The following is an 18,997-nucleotide window of genomic DNA, read 5'->3' on the forward strand; positions in this document are numbered from 1 at the left end:
CCGTTCGGTTTTTTCCTTATGTCATTAAATAGGTGTTTTCAACCTCTTTTAGACTGATTTATTGATTGATGTTCCGGCAAGGCTTCAGCTAAATTTGAAAACATCATAAATGACAATGGATTTTTTATGTGCTAACTGTTATACTATTAATATAACAGTTAGCACATAAAAGGATGTGAAGCAATTGTGTTGATTAACATCGATTTACAGTCGAATGAACCAATTTATGAACAGTTAAAAAACCAAATCATGATTCAGATTGCCAGAAAGGATCTCAAGCCGGGGGATGGACTTCCGTCTGTCCGCAGGTTTGCAGCCGATTTAGGAATCAATTTGCACACCGTGAACAAGGCGTATCAGCAGCTGAAGCAAGAAGGGTTTATATTGATCCATCGTCAAAAAGGCGTGGTGGTCAATCCGGAAGGCATACCATCTGTAGATGGGGAGTACGAAGAAAAACTTGCTCAATCACTTCGGCCGCTGATCGCAGAATCCGCATGCAGGGGGATGACAGAAGGAGAATTTACTTCCTTTTGTCGTCAATTATTTAAACAATTAACAGATGAAGGGGATGAGTACTGATGGATGCTTTGGTTATTGCCGGCATTTTTGTTGTCTGTTTACTTCCGGTTTTTATTGTCGTCATGTTTACACCTTATTTAACAAGAAAAACGGAAAGCTTTGGTGTTTATGTCCCAGAAGAGATTTATAACGATCCACGATTGAAAAAAATGCGACGGATGTATGTCTATTCAACCGGGATAGTTAGCTTCCTCGTCATGATTGGAAGTTTCACCGTCGTCCAATCACTAGAAGGGGAAGAACAAATAAGCCTGGCCATTGCTTGCGGGCTTGTGGTCTATTCTGTTGTTTCTTTCTTGGTCTATCTTGTTTTCCATCGAAAAATGAAAAAACTGAAGGCAGAAAGCAAGTGGACAGAGCAAAAACCCCAGCAGGTGACGATCGATCTCCACTTTCAGCAGAAGCAATTGACAGTAACGAATTGGTGGTTCGCAATTCCTTATTTGCTCTCTTTCTTGACCTTGCTGCTGACGATTTCTTTTTATGAGCAAATCCCGGAACGCATTCCAATGCAGTATAACTTTTCGGGAGAAGTGACGAACTGGGCGGATAAATCCTATCGTTCCATGTTAATGATGCCTATCATGCAAGTATATTTAACCAGCTTATTTTTATTCATCAACACGATGATTTCCAAAGCGAAACAGCAGCTTAACGCAGCTAATCCCGAAAAATCGATGGAACAAAACATCCGTTTTCGCAGGCGATGGTCCGGCTATATTATTGTTTCGGGCACAGCTTTAACCTTGTTGTTCGCTTTTACGCAAATTTCCTTCATTTTTCCAGTAAACACACAGCTATTGACGATTGTCCCGATATTCTTGTCCGGAGCGATGGTAGCGGGAGCGATATTCCTTGCCTTTAATACCGGGCAAGGGGGAAGCAGAATCAAGACGGGCACAGACAAGCAGGGCGATGCCATTGATCGGGATGATGATAGGCATTGGAAACTTGGTCAATTTTACTTCAATCCGGAAGACCCCGCTTTATTTCTTGAAAAACGATTCGGGGTGGGCTGGACGATCAACTTTGCACGGCCGCTTGCTTGGACAGTGTTGATCGTGATCATCCTGCTGGCGGTCGCAATCCCTTGGCTTCTGGGCGTTTGAATAATCAAATTAAAGCCGAACGATTCTGATTCGTTCGGCTTTAATGATTTTTTCATATTGGTACATTCGCTCAGCTCCTTCCCCTAAAATCCCCCGATTTTACGATTCCGAACAGTGAGGCGGTCAGAGTAAAAAGTTGAAATGAACGGGTAGGCAACTTAACATAAGGGAATAGAAAAGGTATCAAAGATTGACGGATAAAATGAAATCAGTAGAAAAAAGGACGGATTGTTTCCATGAAGCAACTACATATAAAACACCATTGGCTTGGCAGACTGCTGGCTTCGGATCCCGGAAGAAAAAGGTTCCAGCAGGCTGGAAAAGCGACAATTAGCCTGATTTCTTCAGTGTTCACGATGCTGTTTATCCTGCATGCCAGCGGAAATGGACTGTTCACTCCCGCCCTTGTTGCCGGCATTTTGGGTATGCTTGGAATTATGACGGTGATGGATGATACAAAACAACAAAAAAAGGTGACAACGCTCCTGTTGGCAATATCAGCGGTTTTCGGAATATCGCTTGGCAGCCTGCTGGCCAACAATGCTTATTTTGTAGGAACCTTGATGATTGCGATCATTTTCAGTGCATTTTACTTCTCCAAGCACGGCAGTCGTTATTTTTCGTTGGGCATGGTCGGTTTTATGACAGTCTACTTTTCTTCCTTTTTAAAGTTATCGCCTGCACAATTTCCTTGGTTTTATTTAAGTATCGCGATTGGCGTCATGTATGCCTATCTTTATAACTTTGTTATTTTTAAGGATTCAGCTCAAGTATTAAAGAGAAGTATGCGGTCCTTTCACATCCAGGCCAATCTGACTTTCAATATCTTGATCCGCATCATTGAGGACGATCAAGCCAGTGAAAAGCGGATGAAAAGTCTGGAAAAAAATGTGGCGAAACTGAGTGAGTATGCCCGGAACGTTTCTGAAGATTTAAATGCACAGGATGTCGAGGATGTATGGCCCGGATTGAAAGCATCACAGCTGAGGTTGTATGTATTTGACACGGCAATGCTGACCGAAACGCTTTCCGATTCGATTCAGCGTCTCAAGCGAGCGGATGCGTTGGAAGCAGTCGAGATCCGCCAATTGATCGTCTGGATTGTTGCAGCGCTTCGGGACGCTGAAGTGCTGGCGCAGGATTATGAAGAGAAAAATCTGCAAGAGGCGGAGCGGTCGTTACAGGCACTCCGCTTAATGCTGGCAGAATTGCTGGATACAGAGTCGAGACCGTCTGGATGGATATACTTAATCAGACGAATCGAATCAATCGCCAATCATGTGATCGAAGGGGCAGCCGCAATCCAGTTATCTTTGCAACAGAAAAAACGATACGGCATAGACAAGGAAGATCCCGAGGATGACAAATCAGCAGAAAATGCCGATCAAGAAAAAACAGAAGGAATGGAACCTTCCACAAGGAAAGCTGTTCAATCGTTGGTAACAGGGACACTGGCTATTATCACAGGTTATTTGATATCTCCTGTCCAACCATACTGGGTGCTCCTTACCGCATTCATTGTCCAGCTTGGTACAGCCTCTGTCGGAAGGACTTACATCAAAGGATTTCAACGTTCACTCGGAACGGTTATCGGTGCTGTAATCGGTTTTTTTCTGGCAAAACTTGTTTCTGGTCACGCTGTCCTGGAAGTGACGTTGTTGTTTCTCGTGGTATTTTTGGCGTTTTACCTGTTTTCCGTTTCCTATACTCTCATGAGCTTGTTCATCACCATGTTGATTGCATTCCTATACGATGTGTTGCTAGGCGGTATCAGTCTGCAACTAATGGGTGCCAGAGTGATTGACACAGTCGCCGGTGCGTTGATTGCCCTTGTTGTATCTGCCGTAATTTTTCCTAAGAAAACAAAGGACAAGGTTGCTGAATCGTTTGAGGAATATCTGGAGGAACTGCGCCCGTTTGTGACGGATTATGTAAAAAGGTTCCGCCAGGAGGTCGATGTCAAAAGTTTTACCGATAGTGCCTTTAATTTGGATCAGAAGTTACAGGCGGTACGGGATGAAGCACAGTCCCTGCTGCAGCGGCCCGGTGCCTTCAACAATGCCAACCTGTTACGCTGGGTTACGATTTTTACCGCAGTCAATTATTATGCGAAGCATTTGATTGCTTCCTCGTATCAGAAAAATTTTCACTATCCTCAGGAACTGGAGGAGGATTTTCAAAAGATTGAATGGAAATTGAATCATAATATCCATACGTTGAAACAATTGATCAAGGGTGATGACACCCATGCCGAAGTTTACGCTCTTGATACAGAACGGTCACGTATTGAACGTCTGGCGCCAAGCAGAAAGCAGGGGCAAGGTGATATTATCCACCACCTTTATTATATTTGGCGGATTAATCAATCAATTGTTCTATTGAGCACAGAAATGGGCGCAGAAGAAAAGGGAAAGTGAGACAGGGACCTTGCCAGAGGGTCTCTGTTTTTTTGTTGTATTGGAAATTTAATGGTCTGTGGATAATTATTGGCTGAAATAGCCAAGTCCAGCTCCAGCGCCTACACCGTGGAGGTCTTAAGCTTGTCGGAAGTCCAAACGATGAGGATGATGCAGGCGTTGGATTTTAGTAAACAGGTGTCCCATGGTACAAGTGCAGGCAAGTAGAAATGAAGCGTGAAAATCCTCTTCGAACTGATGAAGATTGAGATGAATCACAGGAGTGGATGAATAATCGCAATACGATTTCGGATGCCGGAATCTTTTGAAGCTGAAGGCTTGTTTTTTAACGACAACAGGAGTATTATGTTTCGTAGACATTTATTATCCATTATGGATAATAAAAAACTACAAAGAAAGAAGTGTGTTCATTGAGAATTAAAAGTGGTGTGGAGCAGGCGGTGAGCATCCTGGTTATTTTGGCAACCCAAAGCGAAGAGCAGCCGGTGAAAAGTGACATTATCAGCGCCCGGCTGAAGGTGTCTCCATCCTACTTGAAAAAAGTAATGCGGAAGCTGGTAGTCAATCAATTAATTACTTCGGTTTCCGGCAACCAAGGCGGTTTTTCGTTGGCCAGGCCGGCAAACGACATAACGATGCTGGATATATTGGATGCAATTGAAGGAACCGATCCGTTCCTTCAAGTAGATGGTCTGATTCAAAGTGTATTCCCGGAGACGGAACTGGCTGTCAAAGGGGAAGAGCTGTTCACTGATGTATTTCTGGAGGCTCAGATGAGCTATCGGGAAACATTGCAGACAGTCACGTTGGAAGCAGTATTAGAACAAACCATCGGTACAAGCGATTTTCGTTTGGTCGATTGGAATAAAGAAATGGGAAAACAAGACATTCTTGCCTTGCAATCCGTCAACTGGAGGAATGAGCAGTGAACATGTTGAAGGCGGAATGGAAGAATCTGTTCCATAGTAAAAAACTTTTGATTGTTGTATTCGGATTACTGATGATTCCGATTTTATATGCCGGTGTCTTTTTGGATGCGATGTGGGATCCCTATGGAAGTATCGAAGATCTGCCGGTTGCTGTGGCGAATGAAGACGTAGCAGCGGATTTTGAAGGGGAAAAACTGAAGCTGGGCGAAGAACTGGTTGACCGGCTGAAGGATGACGGCAGTCTGGATTGGTATTTCACCGACCGTCAGACAGCGATGGATGGTCTGGAAAGCGGCGATTACTACATGGTGCTGGTCATACCGCAAGATTTTTCGCAACATGCGTCTACCGTGTTGGACGATGAACCGCGCGAGATGAATTTGGAATACTACACAAATAGCGGGCAAAATTTTATTGCTGAAAAAATCAGTGCTTCTGCAGCAGAGGACATCAACAAACAAATCGCCGAGTCCGTAACCAAGGAATATGCGGATGCCATGTTTGAAAAGTTGAATGATATTGGGGACGGCATGGCCGAGGGAGCGGACGGAGCCAACGAAATGAAGGACGGAAGCCAAGAACTCGGTGATAACCTGAATAAGCTGTCCGACAGCATCGTGACGTTTGAAAATGGCTTGGACTCGGCAGAGGACGGAGCCGGAGAAATAGCGGTCAATGTCGGCAATGCCGCAGAAGGAGCGAGTGAACTTGCCAGCGGTGTGGAAGAGTACACAGCCGGTGTTCGATCATTAAATGGCGGGATCGGTGATTATACAAACGGAGTGTCCGATCTGAACCAAGGAGTTCACCAATATTTGGCCGGTGTCGGCAAGCTTGATAACGGACTGAATGATTACACGTCTGGGGTAGGGACGCTCAACAATGGGCTGCAACAATATACCTCGGGCGTTGATACATTGAATCAAGGATTGCAGCAATATACGTCCGGCGTCGGACAACTGGATAATGGACTTGAACAACAAGCGCAGGGGGCAAACGACCTGGCATCCCGCAGCTCAGAACTGATCAATGGCAGTGAGAAATTGGCCGATGGTATAGAGGAATTGAGTCCGGGTGTCAGTCAATTGAACGAGGGCCTTCAATCAGCCGCAGGAAAAAGCGGAGAATTGAGTGAAGGGTTAAACGAACTTGCTACCGGAAGTGCGGAATTACAAAAACAGGTCGATCAACTTGCCGGGAAACTGCAGGGAGCCTCCGCAGAAAGTGATGAATTGATTCAAGGGTTGAATGATATCACTTCTGGCTTAAAGGAATTGCAAAGTCAGGTGGATGCGGTTGGAAGCAGCCAGTCCGGCGATGATTTGGCTGAGCAGATAAATGAATTAAAAGCAAAGCATGACGCAGAAATTATTGAAACGGTTGAAAACAATGAATATCTTGATGAAACCGAAAAACAGACTTTAATAGAGGAGATTCAAAATAAACAGGCTGGACAATCGATGCAGCCAATCGTGGATGGTATAAACAAACAGTTTGATGTCATGAGCGCAAAGATGGATGAGTTGTCCGAAGCAATCGGTACGATGATCGTCGGACTGGAAGGTAACGAGACGGAACCGAGTGCTGTCGAAGGGGTCAAACAACTCACAGCTGGTTACAAGGAGCTGGAGGAGGCAGTTGTCGGCGATGCTGACAGTGATACACTGCAGGGAGGCGTCACACGTCTGAATAACGGACTCCAAAACGCTGAAAAGGGCAGCGCAGCCTTGAATGATGGATTGAAAGAACTAGCAGAAAACAGTGGAAAGCTTGCATCAGGTTCTGCGGAATTGCAAGCTGGTGCTGAACAGTTAAACAGCGGTATAGAAAGCTATACGGCAGGTGTCAATCAGCTAAAAGAAGGTGCCGATTCCTTGGCATCTGGCGCCAGTGATTTAAATTCCCAATCAGATGATTTGGAGGATGGTGCCCAACGGCTGGATGACAATGGAGAGGAACTTGCCTCCGGTGCCGAAGAGCTTGATCGTCAATCGGGTAACTTGACGGAAGGATCGGAGCAGCTCGCTGAGCAGGGTGGAGAGTTGTCGAATGGGTCCGAGCAGCTGGACTCGAAAGGTGATGAGTTGCGGGCAGGATCACAGACTTTGGCAAGTAACGGACCGGAATTGAGGGATGGTGCGAACAGCCTTGCCGAGGGGCTTCCACAATTGCGTACGGGATTACAGTCATTGAATGGCGGACTGTCTGATTTAGCTAACGGATCAAAAGAATTGGAATCCGGTGCCAATAAACTGGAAGATGGCAGTTTCGAACTGGCCGGCGGAGCCGATGAACTAGCCGACAAATTGCGTGAAGGTGCGGACGAAATAGAGGACACCAATACTGGTGATGGCAATGCGGAAATGTTCTCCTCTCCAACCAAATTGTTGAACGATGAAGTGGCTAGCGTTCCGAATTACGGATATGGCCTGGCACCGTACATGATGTCGGTCGCTTTATTTGTAGGAGCGGTAATATTCTGCTTGTTATTCCCGATATTCAAGCCGCATACAACGCCTACATCCGGTTTTGCCTGGTGGATTAGCAAGTACTCGATCGTCTTGCTTGTTTCCATTCTGCAGGCTGGCATCATGACAGCAATCATGGTTTGGGGACTGGGCTTGGAGCCTCACAGCGTCACTGAACTGTTCCTGATTTCGATTGTTGTATCGTTTGCCTTTATGGCACTGATTGGATTTTTCTCCCTGGCATTTGGCAATGTCGGCAGATTCCTAATGTTGATCTTGCTGACACTGCAATTGGGTGGTTCGGCTGGCACGTTCCCTATCCAGCTATCCAATGGATTTTTCCAAGCCATCCATCCGTATTTGCCGATGACGTATTCAATCGATGCATATCGCCATGCCATTTCATTAGGCGGATCGATTACAAGTGATATAATCGTGCTGGTTGGCATATTCATCGTTTCCCAATTGGGACTGCTCGTATTCTTCACCTTGAAAACAAAGAAGTATCGCAGTGACGCAAATACAGAAGCAGTGACTCAATAAAAAAGAAAACAAAAAAAGCGCCCGGGCTGGAATCAGTCCGGACGCTTTTTTACTATCGTCAAGTCAATAGCCAAACGTCGAGATTAGTTACAGGTCATTTATTTTAGTTCTTCTCATGATGGTCCTCATGAGAATGTGTGCCGTCTTTACACATTAGCGAATCGTCATGGGGATGTTCTTCGTTTTCCATTTGTACAGTGACATGGCCTATTCCCTTATGCTGTAATTGGTCTTCAATCGTACGGAGCAGTTTCTGGCTATCGTGGATCGATATATTATCACTGACGACAGCATGGCAGGACATCGCATTTTGTCCGCTGGTGATGCTCCAAACGTGGAGGTCATGAATGCTGTGGATGCCAGGGATGTTTTCAATGGCGTCAATAATATCGCTAAGTTCCACATTCTTTGGCGTGCCTTCCATCAAGATATGGCAAGCATCTTTGGTAACCCGGATGCCGCTTATCAATACAAGGACAGCGACTATCACACTGGCCAGCGGGTCTGCCCATCCCCAATTGAAGAACAGAATAAGAAGCGCGGCTATAATCGCTCCTACCGAACCGAGCAAGTCACCTATTACATGGAGAAAAGCTGCACGTAAATTCAGATTTTCTTCTGTATCGCCTCTCATTAAAATCCAGGCAACAACAATGTTGACAACCAGTCCTATTGCACCGATCACCAGCATCCCTGTAGAAGCTACTTCCGGCGGGTCTTGGAAACGCTGGTATGCTTCATAAAAGATATAGATCGCAATTAGCGACAGGGTGACCCCATTGAACAGGGCTGCGAGAATTTCAAACCGTTTATATCCATATGTTTTGCTGTAATTGGCTACTTTTTCACCAAGAACGAAAGCGAGCACCCCAACGCCCAGCGATACAGAGTCACTTAGCATATGGCCGGCATCTGATAACAAGGCAAGGCTGTTTGTTAAAAAGCCGCCGATTGCTTCCAGCACCATATATACTGAAGTGATGAAAAAACTGATTAGCAGTGCTTTTTTATTTGCACCATGCGTGTGATCATGCCCATGACTGTGACTATGTCCCATTGTTTTTCCTCCTTCTTAATGCAAGGCGTGTTCGATTGTTTGTTTCAAAATGCCGATTACATGCTGGTCATCGTGGGAATAAAACAAGGTGGTTCCCGCTCTTCGATATTTGACGAGCCGTAGATTTTTCAAAAAACGCAGCTGGTGGGAAACGGTAGACTGTTTCAATTGTAATTTCTCGGCGATTTCGTTGACAGCGTATTCTTTGTTGAACAGTAGATGAAGAATCCGGATCCGTGTTGGATCTCCCAGTGCTTTGAACGTTTGAGAGACAATGAACAGAGTTTCTTCATCAAGATTGTCGTTGTCTGTGAACACTTCTTCACTTGATTCTTCCACTTGGATGACCTCCTCATTTCAATATATGTACGCACACTACTTATGTGCTTATATTAGCATATGTTCATATTTTATATCTTATTGGAAACTATGTCAAAATCAATTCAAAAATTTTCTTCCTCATAGGTTGTGTTTTTATGGTTTCGGTCTTCTCTATATAGAGGATGCGAAACTGCAAGGTCCAGATCCTTCTTTTTCTATAGAAAATCGGGTTATATTATCAGCGATAGTTTATCCTTTTCTTACAGCACGATACAATTGAACAGTCAAAGTGCTTGAAATAGAAAGAGCGGCAACATCCATCGAATGCTTCCGCTCTGGTCATGATCGCTTATAGATTAGGCCAAAGAAATGCTGTAATTGCTTTATCCACTCCACGATGCTCGTGGAGGCCGGAGTGAGTTGCTTCTGTATCGTAAAAAACTTCCTGGCTGTAATGTGTTGCAGGAACGATATCTTTTATGCCAAGGGCGCTGCTAACTGCGACAAGCCCGTCCCCTGGGTTGTCACTGCGTTGCAAAGCTCCAGCGACTGCAAGCACTTTGGTGTCAGCAGGGAAGGCAGCTTTGTGGTCGGCCATCGATAACAATGCCGGTGAATCTACTCTCAGATCTACTGCAGCGGCACTGCTCCCGGGCTTGTAATATCTTTCAGCGCTGATTCCCTTGAAAGGACTGCCGATCACAATCAGTTTATCGACGGATGGATAAATGTCTTCGCTGCTGGTTAATAAAAAATTGGCAGCAGCTAAACCTCCCATGGAATGTCCGACCAGGTTGGCCTTTTCGAAACCATAGTTTTCATGCAGCGTCGTCATCACCTTCCGCAGCCACATTGTCTGGTCGGTGATGCTTGCCTGATTGTTTTCAAAAACAACTTGGATAAAAGGATGTTTCTGACTGAAGTATCTTCCTTTAATGGTGAGATCACCCTGTTTATTGATATGGAAGGTGAGGCGCCTGGCATCGGGAATACCTGTCTCCAACCTATCGAGTAATGTATCGAACGAGCGGTAGGTTCCTTTAAAACCATGGACAAATACGGTGGGGACGATTTCAGCGTTGTCCTGGGAACGAGTCGGTTTAGAAAAAATATAGGTGGATGAACCGATAACGATCAACGAAGCGACGACAACGAAAAAAAAGACATAGCGGAATTGTTTTAGTTTTTCGGTCACTGTTGTTCCTCCTGTTGCATGTTACCTTTATTCTACTATAAACAGAAATGGATTGATTGATTCCATCTGCTCAAATTTTGAAAGTTTATGCCGTTTTTTGGCAAGAGAGATGAAATGATATTAAACAAGAGGAAAATGTAACGGGCGGTTTCTTCTCTTAAGGCAGGATGGGTTTTAAATGGTTGCAAACCTTCTTTTGCTGGTTATATAGTTGAATACATATGCCAAAAATTGAATGCCGATCATCAGAGGAGACATCTACATGGACAGTTTCAATCAGCAATTTCTATATTCTATTTCCATCATCATTTTAGGTTACATTTTAAAAAGGTTCGATATAATCCGGGAACGAGAAGGAGAAGGGTTGACCAGACTGGTTTTAAACGTCACCCTCCCTTGCTTGCTCATTGTAAGTTTCAGTGAGATCGTCATCGATCCTTCCCTGTTTTTATTGGTGATCATCGCTTTTGTATATGGGTGTTTCATGACCTTCCTGGGTTCTTTTGTGTTTCGGAACGAGAGTTCATTCAACAAAGGGATGTTGTTGATGACCCTTCCAGGTTTCAACATAGGTCTGTTTGCTTTTCCACTAGTAGAAGGCATTTGGGGGAGTGAAGGGTTGAAATATTTCGGTATGTTCGATGCTGGCAATGCCTTTGTCATTTTTGGTCTGAATTACATTGTGGCGACCTATTTTGCCAGCGGCGATGTAAAACCGGATTTCAAAGCGGTGACGACAAAAATCTTTAAATCCATCCCTTTGATGACGTATATCCTTGTTTGCACCATCAATTTGCTGGGACTAAAGCTTCCGGATTTTGCGCTTGGTGTTGCGGGAACAATATCCCAGGCAAACATGCCCTTGTCGCTGCTTATTTTAGGCATCTACTTAAATTTGCAATTCGACAAAAGCAATTTAAAAATCATTTCGAAATTCTTGATTTTTCGATATGCAACCGGAATTGCCGTCGGTTCCTGCCTGTTTTGGCTGCTGCCATTTGATGATTTATTCAAATACACGTTGTTGATCGCGCTTATTTTGCCGACTGCCGCAACGTCGTTGGCTTATTCTGTAGAATTCCGTTATGATACGAAACTTGTCGGCACCATCGCAAATATCACCATCATCATCAGTTTTGTCCTGCTTTGGCTAATCGCAAATTTGGTTCTTTAAACAAAGTAGTGCAAACGGATTAGTTTTCTTTGTTTTTTCGACAAAAAAAGGATAGGCAAAACGATGTGTTTTCTGATTTTTCATTCATCCTTAACCCTGGCTTAATAAATAGCTTGTATAGTAGAAGGAGCAAGACTATAACGGATAAGGGAGAGGAAACTGTGGGGAAATTTTTCATTAGGAAGCTTCTAAGTGGTTTGGCTGTACTTGCTTTATTCAGTTGTTTGCAAGGGTATTCTCCAGAGACAGCGCAGGCGGACGGTTTACCGATTACTTCTGTGGATGCGCCTGCTCCGGTAATCGAACCGACAGTGGAAAACGAGAACAATGACACGAAGGTTTTGTTCGACAATACGCACGGCCAGACCGCAGGCGCTGCCGACTGGGTCATCAATGGTGCATTTTCTGATTTTGGCGAGGCGATAGCCGGCGAAGGCTATTATGTGGAAGAACTTAGACAAAGGACTCCGATTACTTACGAGGATTTGGCAGACTTCCAAGTGTTTGTCATACCAGAAGCCAACATTCCTTACAAAGATGCAGAACAAGATGCGATATTGCAATTTGTCGAGAACGGCGGCAGTGTTTTCTATATCGCTGACCACTATAATGCCGACCGAAACTTGAACCGTTGGGATTCAGGGGAAATTTTCAATGGATATCGCCGTGGTGCCTTCGATGATCCCACAAAAGGATTCGAAGAGGATGAAATCGAATCTGAAGCGATGCAGGATGTGTCTAATTCAGATTGGCTTGCCGACCATTTTGGTGTCCGGTTTCGTTTCAATGCCATCGGTGATGGAGTAGCAGAGGATATTGTAGCACCTGATGATAGCTTTGGGGTCACACAAGGAGTCGACGGAGTGGCTTTCCACGCAGGGGCTACCATTGCTGTGACCGATCCATCGATAGCCAAAGGTCTTGTTTATGTGCCAGAGGGCGTTTCTTCGTGGGGGCCGGCAGTCGACCAGGGTGTTTACAATGGAGGCGGACGAGATGAAGGAGCTTTTGTAGCCATTTCAAAAGTCGGCCAAGGGAAGGCAGCGTTTATTGGTGATTCCTCCCCTGTGGAAGACAGTAGTCCTGCCTATCTAAGAGAGGATACTGGCAGTACAAAAACGACCTATGATGGGTTTGAAGAGGCAGATGACGGAGTCCTTCTTACCAACTTGATCAATTGGCTGGCGGAACAAGAAGATTATGCTGATTTCACTGGGCAAGGTATCCCGTTGGATGAGTCTACGGATCTCCATGATTTCGAAATCCCGGAAAATAGCACAGAACCGGAATCGGAGCCATGGTCTAACCCGCCTTCGGGTTATGAATGGTATGATCGTACGACTTTCCAGCCCGGTTCTTACGGGTCGGAGGAAGAAGCGTCCAATCCAGAGTATCAATTGCAATATCAGGATGTCTTGCCGGGTGACATGCAGGAATTCCAAATTCGTTTTTCCGGTGACAAACTTGGAGCAAATGGAACGGAATCTGACTTTCGTGTAGGAATTTACTTGGATGGCGGGCAGCAAGTCGCCCAGTTCAGCTTAGATGGCGAAAATTGGTCAAGCAATTATGGATATTCTGAGTACTTTGCCTTGAATGCTGATCAACAAGGGCACGCTTCTAAGACTTTGTATGTCCGTATTAAATCTGGTGTGGACGGAGAGGCGAATTTGCGAGTCAAACAAGGTTCTGCCAACTTGTTGACGGAATCCGTGACAATCGACCCTGATGCCGTACCGGAAGACCTTCCGGAAGAAGAGACGCCCGATTTGCCTGAAGCAGCGCCGATCGATCAGGTCCGCGACCTGGGAGACGGTGAACTTGCAACCATACAGGGAACTGTAACGTCTGCATCAGGGTTATGGGGAGCAAAAGGCTTTTATATACAGGATGAAACAGCAGGAATATATGTGTATCAAAACGAGCAAGACGTGAACCCCGGGGATATTGTCCAATTGACTGGTACAACCGAGACATACAATGGAGAAGAAGAGCTTATGAACATCCAGGCGTTTGAAGTGGTTGGCTCTGTCGAGGTTCCCAGCCCGGTTATAGTTGGACCGGCAGAACTGTCCGACCATCAGGGCAGCCTGGTCGGTTTGGAGGCAGTCGAAATTACCGACCTCAGGAAAGCCGACAATTATGGCACTACAGAGTTTACAGCGGTCAATTCGGCCGGCGATTCGGTCGTTGTCCGTCTGGATAACCGGACTGGAACGGACTACGACGCGTTTCCCTATCAAAACGGAGACGTTATTTCCGTCACCGGCCTTGCCAGCGTTTTTAATGGTACTTACCAGTTGAAGCCGCGAGGTATCGATGATTTCTCTGCCGTAGATAACGGTTCATTGAGGCAGCTGATCATCGATAGTGATATCAGACCTGGGGGAATCAAAATAGCATTGCTCGTCAAGCTGAAGATCGCCGAAAGAAACAGTAAGTATTACGATAAAATGATAAAATTCATCGACCACCAGCCCGACAAACACATCAGTGCTGACTTAAAGACAGAGCTGATATCTATGATCAAGGCTATTCGCTAATTAGCAGGGTAACTGGCCGGAATAATCACCAAAGCGAAAACCGAGCGATGTTTCGAAGTCCTAATTCGAACTCGTTCGGTTTTTTGCTTTTGCGAATAAGAGTACAAACACTCCACTACAACTTGCCGCTTCGCTTTTTGCGGGACACGGATTCAGTAAAGAAAATCTTTTGCAGAATGGATCTGCGTTCCAGAGAGGCTGTCATCCTCGCTTTGATTCGTTTTTAAAGCCGTTCAGATTCATCCAATCAATATAGGGAAATTGCTTAACTAAGACTGGATCCATTATTCTAAAATCAGGACACTGTAATTTAGCGAAGGCAGGATATGGAGACTCCTACGGGAACAGCATAGCTGAAAATCACGCTAGAAAGCGGTTTATACTTACTGAGGAAGTTGAAGCCGTGTCCGCGGAAAGTGTAGGATCTTCCCACAGCACCGAGAAGCGGTATACTGTTGGAATTTTTGTGATTGGAGAAGTGTTATATCCCGACCTTTCCTGTTTGTTTTGGATAGAGAACTATCTTACAGCCTTCGATTAAGTATGCGTCCCCCCTCGCTTTTTGCTAAACAAAACCGTCCAGAAGGAAAAGCGGTTATGATAAGATAACGATAAGAAGAAGAATGGAGATGAAGCACATGAAAAACGAAATCATAGACAGATTTACCAGCTATGTAAAAGTCGATACGCAGTCAAACGAAAGCGTCGACAGCTGTCCATCCACTCCAGGTCAATTAACCCTGGCGAACATGCTTGTAGAAGAACTTAAAGAAATCGGCATGCAAGAGGTCACGATTGATGATAATGGATACGTAATGGCGACCCTCCCTGCAAATACGGATAAACAGGTACCGACAATCGGCTTTCTGGCCCATGTCGACACGGCAACAGATTTCACTGGAAAGAATGTCAATCCTCAGCTTGTCGAAAATTATGACGGCGGTGACGTGGTGTTGAATGAAAGCAGAAACGTTGTATTGTCACCTTCTGATTTTCCCAGCTTGGGGAACTATCGTGGCCACACATTGATTACAACGGACGGCACCACGTTATTAGGAGCAGACAATAAAGCAGGTGTAGCAGAAATCATGACGGCGATGGCCTATCTTATCAACCATCCGGAAACCAAGCACGGGAAAATCAGAGTCGCATTCACGCCGGATGAAGAAATCGGCCGAGGGCCGCACCGGTTCGATGTCGATCGTTTTCAGGCAAATTACGCATACACGGTCGACGGCGGACCGCTGGGAGAACTGGAGTATGAAAGCTTCAACGCAGCAGCTGCACGACTGACCTTTTTCGGAAAAAATGTCCATCCTGGTTCGGCTAAAAACAAGATGGTTCATTCTGCAAAAATTGCAATGGAATTTCATGCCGGTCTTCCTGTTGAAGAAGCACCTGAATATACCGATGATTACGAAGGGTTTTACCATCTCATTTCTTTCGAAGGAGATGTCGAAGAAACAAAGTTGTATTACATAGTACGTGATCATGACCGACAACAATTCGAGAAAAAGAAAACAAGAATCAAATCTACAGTCGAGGAATTAAAGCAGAAGTATGGTGAAAACGCAGTCGTGCTGGAAATGAAAGATCAGTACTACAATATGAGGGAAAAAATTGAGCCGGTGAAGGAAATTGTCGACATCGCGTATGAAGCGATGGAGCGTATCGGCATCACTCCCGATGTCAAACCGATCAGGGGAGGAACAGACGGCTCCCAGCTTTCTTTTATGGGGTTGCCAACCCCGAATATTTTCACAGGAGGGGAAAACTTCCACGGTAAATTTGAATTTATTTCTGTCGAAAATATGGAAAAGGCTGTGCAAACAATCGTGGAAATTGCCAGCTTGACGGAAATGAAAGCTTGAAATAAAAAGGGAGGGAAGCAGATGTCCTTTCTAGTGACAGCAGAATGGTTGTTTGACCGACTACAAGAGCCCGCGGAGGAAGATATCGTTGTCCTCGATACACGGTTTGAGTTGATGGACCCGGAAGCTGGAAAGCGGGCCTATTTCCAAGGGCACATTCCAGGGGCTGTCCACTTTGACTTGAATCAGGACTTGTCCGGAGAAAAAGACGAACACGGTGGCAGCCATCCTTTGCCAAACCCGGCTATATTTGCTGATAAGCTGGGGGATGCCGGAATCGGGAGCAAGACGACTGTTGTTATATATGACCAAGGGAATGATATGTTCGCTGCCCGTTGTTGGTGGCTGCTTACTTATTATGGCCATGAGCGTTCTTTTCTCCTCGACGGCGGATTGGAGAGTTGGAAAAAGCATGGGTATCCGGTGAGTCGTGAAATTCCTGTGTCTAAGCCGAAAAGCTTTTCACCAGATATACAGAGCCAGCAAGTAGTCGATATTGACTACATAAAACAAAAAATCGATGACAGCACTTCTCATTTGATCGATTCCCGATCTCCACAACGGTATCTTGGTAAGACAGAGCCACTTTATCATAAGGCCGGTCATATTCCGGGCGCCAACAACTATTTTTGGAAGCAGGTGCTGACGGATGATGGCAAGTGGAAAAGCGAAGAGGAATTAAAGAAGCACTTTGCTGAACTGCCTGCCGATGAGGAAATCATTGTTTCCTGCGGGTCAGGCGTCTCCGCTTGTCCGAATATCCTGGCGCTTCAAGCAGCTGGTTATCAAAATGTAAAATTATATCCGGGTAGTTTTAGCGACTGGATATCTTATCCGGAAAATGAAGTCTCCACCGAAGTGGATGAGTAAAAGCTGTTAAGAACAACCCAACTTGGAGGATACACCATGACTGGAAAAACACACATTATCGGCGGAGTGGCAGCTTGTGTTGTCACAATCCGCTTCACGGGTTTTGACCCGCTTTTACTGACGACAGCAGGTATCTTTGGCTCATTGCTCCCCGACATTTGTCATAGCGGCAGCAAAATCGGAAGGAAAGTGCCTTTATTATCAAATATAGTAAGCGCCCTGTTCGGACACCGTACTTTCACACACAGCCTCTTGTTCCTTTTGTTGATTCAAACGCTAGTCTCCTTGGCCCGTCTGCCTGATGAAATAACAGTAGGTTTACTCGTTGGGGCAGCCAGCCACCTTTTGCTGGATGCAGCCACGAAAAATGGGATCAAACTTCTCTATCCTTTGCAAATGACGTTCCGGCTGCCACTCACTGTGCGAACAGGAGGACCGGCCGAAAACAGTGTTCTCGCAGTATTGGTATTGGTAGTCGTCTATTTTGGACAGGGGATTATGTAACCGAACACTAGGATAGCAGGATGGTTTGGACAAAGCTTGCAGAGAACCTTTGGTTTTACTGCAAGCTTTTTACGTTTAGCCACCCGAGGAGTGAAACTGCTGATCACTAGTGTGAATGCTCTACTCCTTTGAATGATCTGCGCCCCTTTCACCGGGCTTGTTGCTGCTCGTTCTTGATTTTAGCAGCATTGCCGGAAAGTGCAGGATGCAGATAAAATAGGGAAGCCATTGTCGATACTGCTCCTCCAATAAAAATCGCCGTTCCTGTACTGGTCAAATCCGCAAGCAGACCAGCTGATACTGCAGCGACTGGAAGAAGAATCCAGGACATGAACCGGGATGTCGCTTGTACCCTCCCCAACAAGCGGACAGGTGTCAATCTTTGCCGAATCGTTGCAAGACAAGGATTCAGGATAGAGACCGTGCAGGTGCCGGCCATATTGGCTGCAAATAACGAGTGGAAAGATTGCAATTGGCTCAGTACCATGATGGACAAGCCGCCTGTAAACGCGGCAGAAAACAACAGGTTTCGATAGGAGAAATATTTTGTCAGAAACCCGGAGAACAGTGCTCCGGCAATGGCACCTGCACCGCCGCCGGATAACAGCCAGCCAATTTGGACGGAAGTAAGTTGTATCGTGTCTTTCAGGTGGAATACGAGTAATGTCAACAGCAGGGTCGTACCGAAGGTGGAAAACAGCATCGCCAAATTTGTAAACAAAATGGCTTTCGTGGAGACCACAAAGCGAAATCCTTCCTTCAGGTCGTGAAGCATTGTTTGCTTTCCGGATTTTTGTGAATGGTGGAAAGGCAAAGAGATGCTTGCGATGGCAGCAAAAGCAATTAAAAAACTGAAGCTGTTGAGCAAAAGCGCGATGCCGGGATGATACAAGCTTACGACTAGTCCGCCGATGGCCGGAGCTGATAGCGTCGCAGTCTGTAAAGCTCCTGTGTTGAGAGCATTTACAAGCTGCAGCTCCTGCTTGTTAACAAGGCTTGGAACAGCGGCGAATTGGGCAGTGTTATATACCTGGCTAAGCAGGCCGATGCCGAAAGCCGCGATACTTAACTGCCATAGATACAAATTTCCATAAATGCTGAGGAGGCCAATCCAGCCGGTAAGGATCATCCTCCCACCATCGCCAATAAGCAACAGGGTCTTGCGGGAAAACCGATCTGATATAATACCGATCATCGGTTGGAGCAGGATCGGCAAGCGTTCTAAGGCTGCAATGATTCCCATACTGACAGGGGAGCCTGTGACAGCAAGAACCATAAGCGGGAGTGCGATCAAATAAATTTGATCGCCCATGAACGAAACGACATTCCCGCCGATAAAACGAAACAGTGGATAGTTTTTTGTCAGTGGAACGGACGATTGAGTAGAGGTGATGGGACGCTTCATGTTTTTCCC

The 18,997-nt window shown here is 45.5% G+C and carries 15 protein-coding genes; 11 read left to right on the plus strand and 4 right to left on the minus strand.

Annotation, left to right across the window (positions count from 1 at the left end):
- The first annotated feature begins 186 nt into the window (after positions 1 to 186).
- The 6 genes from F6X55_RS17000 to F6X55_RS17020 all read left to right on the plus strand — a co-directional run bounded on the left by F6X55_RS17000 (position 187) and on the right by F6X55_RS17020 (position 8,048).
- Entirely contained in the window at positions 187 to 582 is a 396-nt protein-coding gene (locus tag F6X55_RS17000) for a GntR family transcriptional regulator (protein ID WP_026770966.1), read from the plus strand.
- Entirely contained in the window at positions 572 to 712 is a 141-nt protein-coding gene (locus tag F6X55_RS20440) for an SWIM zinc finger family protein (protein WP_371069667.1), read from the plus strand. The genes F6X55_RS17000 and F6X55_RS20440 overlap by 11 nt, the downstream gene beginning before the upstream one ends.
- Positions 645 to 1,691, plus strand: a complete 1,047-nt coding sequence (locus F6X55_RS17005) for a DUF1648 domain-containing protein (RefSeq protein ID WP_371069668.1) — start codon at positions 645 to 647, stop codon at positions 1,689 to 1,691. Before F6X55_RS20440 ends, F6X55_RS17005 begins: the two co-directional genes overlap by 68 nt.
- Positions 1,692 to 1,927: 236 nt before the next feature.
- Positions 1,928 to 4,108 (plus strand): FUSC family protein, encoded by a 2,181-nt coding sequence (locus F6X55_RS17010; protein ID WP_153464892.1) that lies wholly within the window; start codon positions 1,928 to 1,930, stop codon positions 4,106 to 4,108.
- Positions 4,109 to 4,518: 410 nt separating this feature from the next.
- Entirely contained in the window at positions 4,519 to 5,037 is a 519-nt protein-coding gene (locus F6X55_RS17015; protein ID WP_161993108.1) for an RrF2 family transcriptional regulator, read from the plus strand.
- 2 nt (positions 5,038 to 5,039) lie between these two features.
- A complete protein-coding gene (locus F6X55_RS17020; protein WP_237648708.1) occupies positions 5,040 to 8,048 on the plus strand; it encodes a YhgE/Pip domain-containing protein in 3,009 nt (1,002 codons plus the stop codon).
- Positions 8,049 to 8,151: 103 nt separating this feature from the next.
- Here the strand turns inward: F6X55_RS17020 and F6X55_RS17025 are convergent, their stop codons facing one another.
- The 3 genes from F6X55_RS17025 to F6X55_RS17035 form a co-directional block, all read right to left on the minus strand.
- Positions 8,152 to 9,105: a cation diffusion facilitator family transporter gene (locus F6X55_RS17025; RefSeq protein ID WP_026770962.1), complete on the minus strand. Its 954-nt coding sequence runs from the start codon at positions 9,103 to 9,105 to the stop codon at positions 8,152 to 8,154.
- A gap of 15 nt (positions 9,106 to 9,120) precedes the next feature.
- Positions 9,121 to 9,444, minus strand: a complete 324-nt coding sequence (locus F6X55_RS17030) for an ArsR/SmtB family transcription factor (RefSeq protein WP_026571520.1) — start codon at positions 9,442 to 9,444, stop codon at positions 9,121 to 9,123.
- 331 nt (positions 9,445 to 9,775) lie between these two features.
- Positions 9,776 to 10,621, minus strand: a complete 846-nt coding sequence (locus F6X55_RS17035) for an alpha/beta fold hydrolase (protein WP_153464898.1) — start codon at positions 10,619 to 10,621, stop codon at positions 9,776 to 9,778.
- A 262-nt stretch (positions 10,622 to 10,883) separates the two neighbouring features.
- Between F6X55_RS17035 and F6X55_RS17040 the strand changes: the two genes are divergently transcribed.
- The 5 genes from F6X55_RS17040 to F6X55_RS17060 all read left to right on the plus strand — a co-directional run bounded on the left by F6X55_RS17040 (position 10,884) and on the right by F6X55_RS17060 (position 17,583).
- On the plus strand, positions 10,884 to 11,795 hold the full coding sequence (locus F6X55_RS17040; RefSeq protein ID WP_153464900.1) for an AEC family transporter: 912 nt from the start codon (positions 10,884 to 10,886) through the stop codon (positions 11,793 to 11,795).
- Positions 11,796 to 11,956: 161 nt separating this feature from the next.
- Complete coding sequence (locus F6X55_RS20120) at positions 11,957 to 14,338, plus strand: DUF5689 domain-containing protein (protein WP_202616149.1); 2,382 nt, start codon at positions 11,957 to 11,959, stop codon at positions 14,336 to 14,338.
- Positions 14,339 to 14,976: 638 nt separating this feature from the next.
- Entirely contained in the window at positions 14,977 to 16,209 is a 1,233-nt protein-coding gene (gene pepT, locus F6X55_RS17050) for a peptidase T (protein WP_026770959.1), read from the plus strand.
- A gap of 21 nt (positions 16,210 to 16,230) precedes the next feature.
- A complete protein-coding gene (locus tag F6X55_RS17055) occupies positions 16,231 to 17,079 on the plus strand; it encodes a sulfurtransferase (protein WP_153464902.1) in 849 nt (282 codons plus the stop codon).
- A gap of 36 nt (positions 17,080 to 17,115) precedes the next feature.
- The gene (locus tag F6X55_RS17060) at positions 17,116 to 17,583 is read left to right on the plus strand and encodes a metal-dependent hydrolase (RefSeq protein WP_153464904.1); all 468 of its coding nucleotides are present in this window, start codon (positions 17,116 to 17,118) and stop codon (positions 17,581 to 17,583) included.
- Between the two features lie 148 nt (positions 17,584 to 17,731).
- Here the strand turns inward: F6X55_RS17060 and F6X55_RS17065 are convergent, their stop codons facing one another.
- Complete coding sequence (locus F6X55_RS17065; protein ID WP_051390487.1) at positions 17,732 to 18,988, minus strand: MFS transporter; 1,257 nt, start codon at positions 18,986 to 18,988, stop codon at positions 17,732 to 17,734.
- Positions 18,989 to 18,997 lie beyond the last annotated feature (9 nt).

Origin of the sequence: Sediminibacillus terrae, from assembly GCF_009602435.1 — a bacterium.
Taxonomy (GTDB): Bacteria; Bacillota; Bacilli; order Bacillales; family Amphibacillaceae; genus Sediminibacillus; species Sediminibacillus terrae.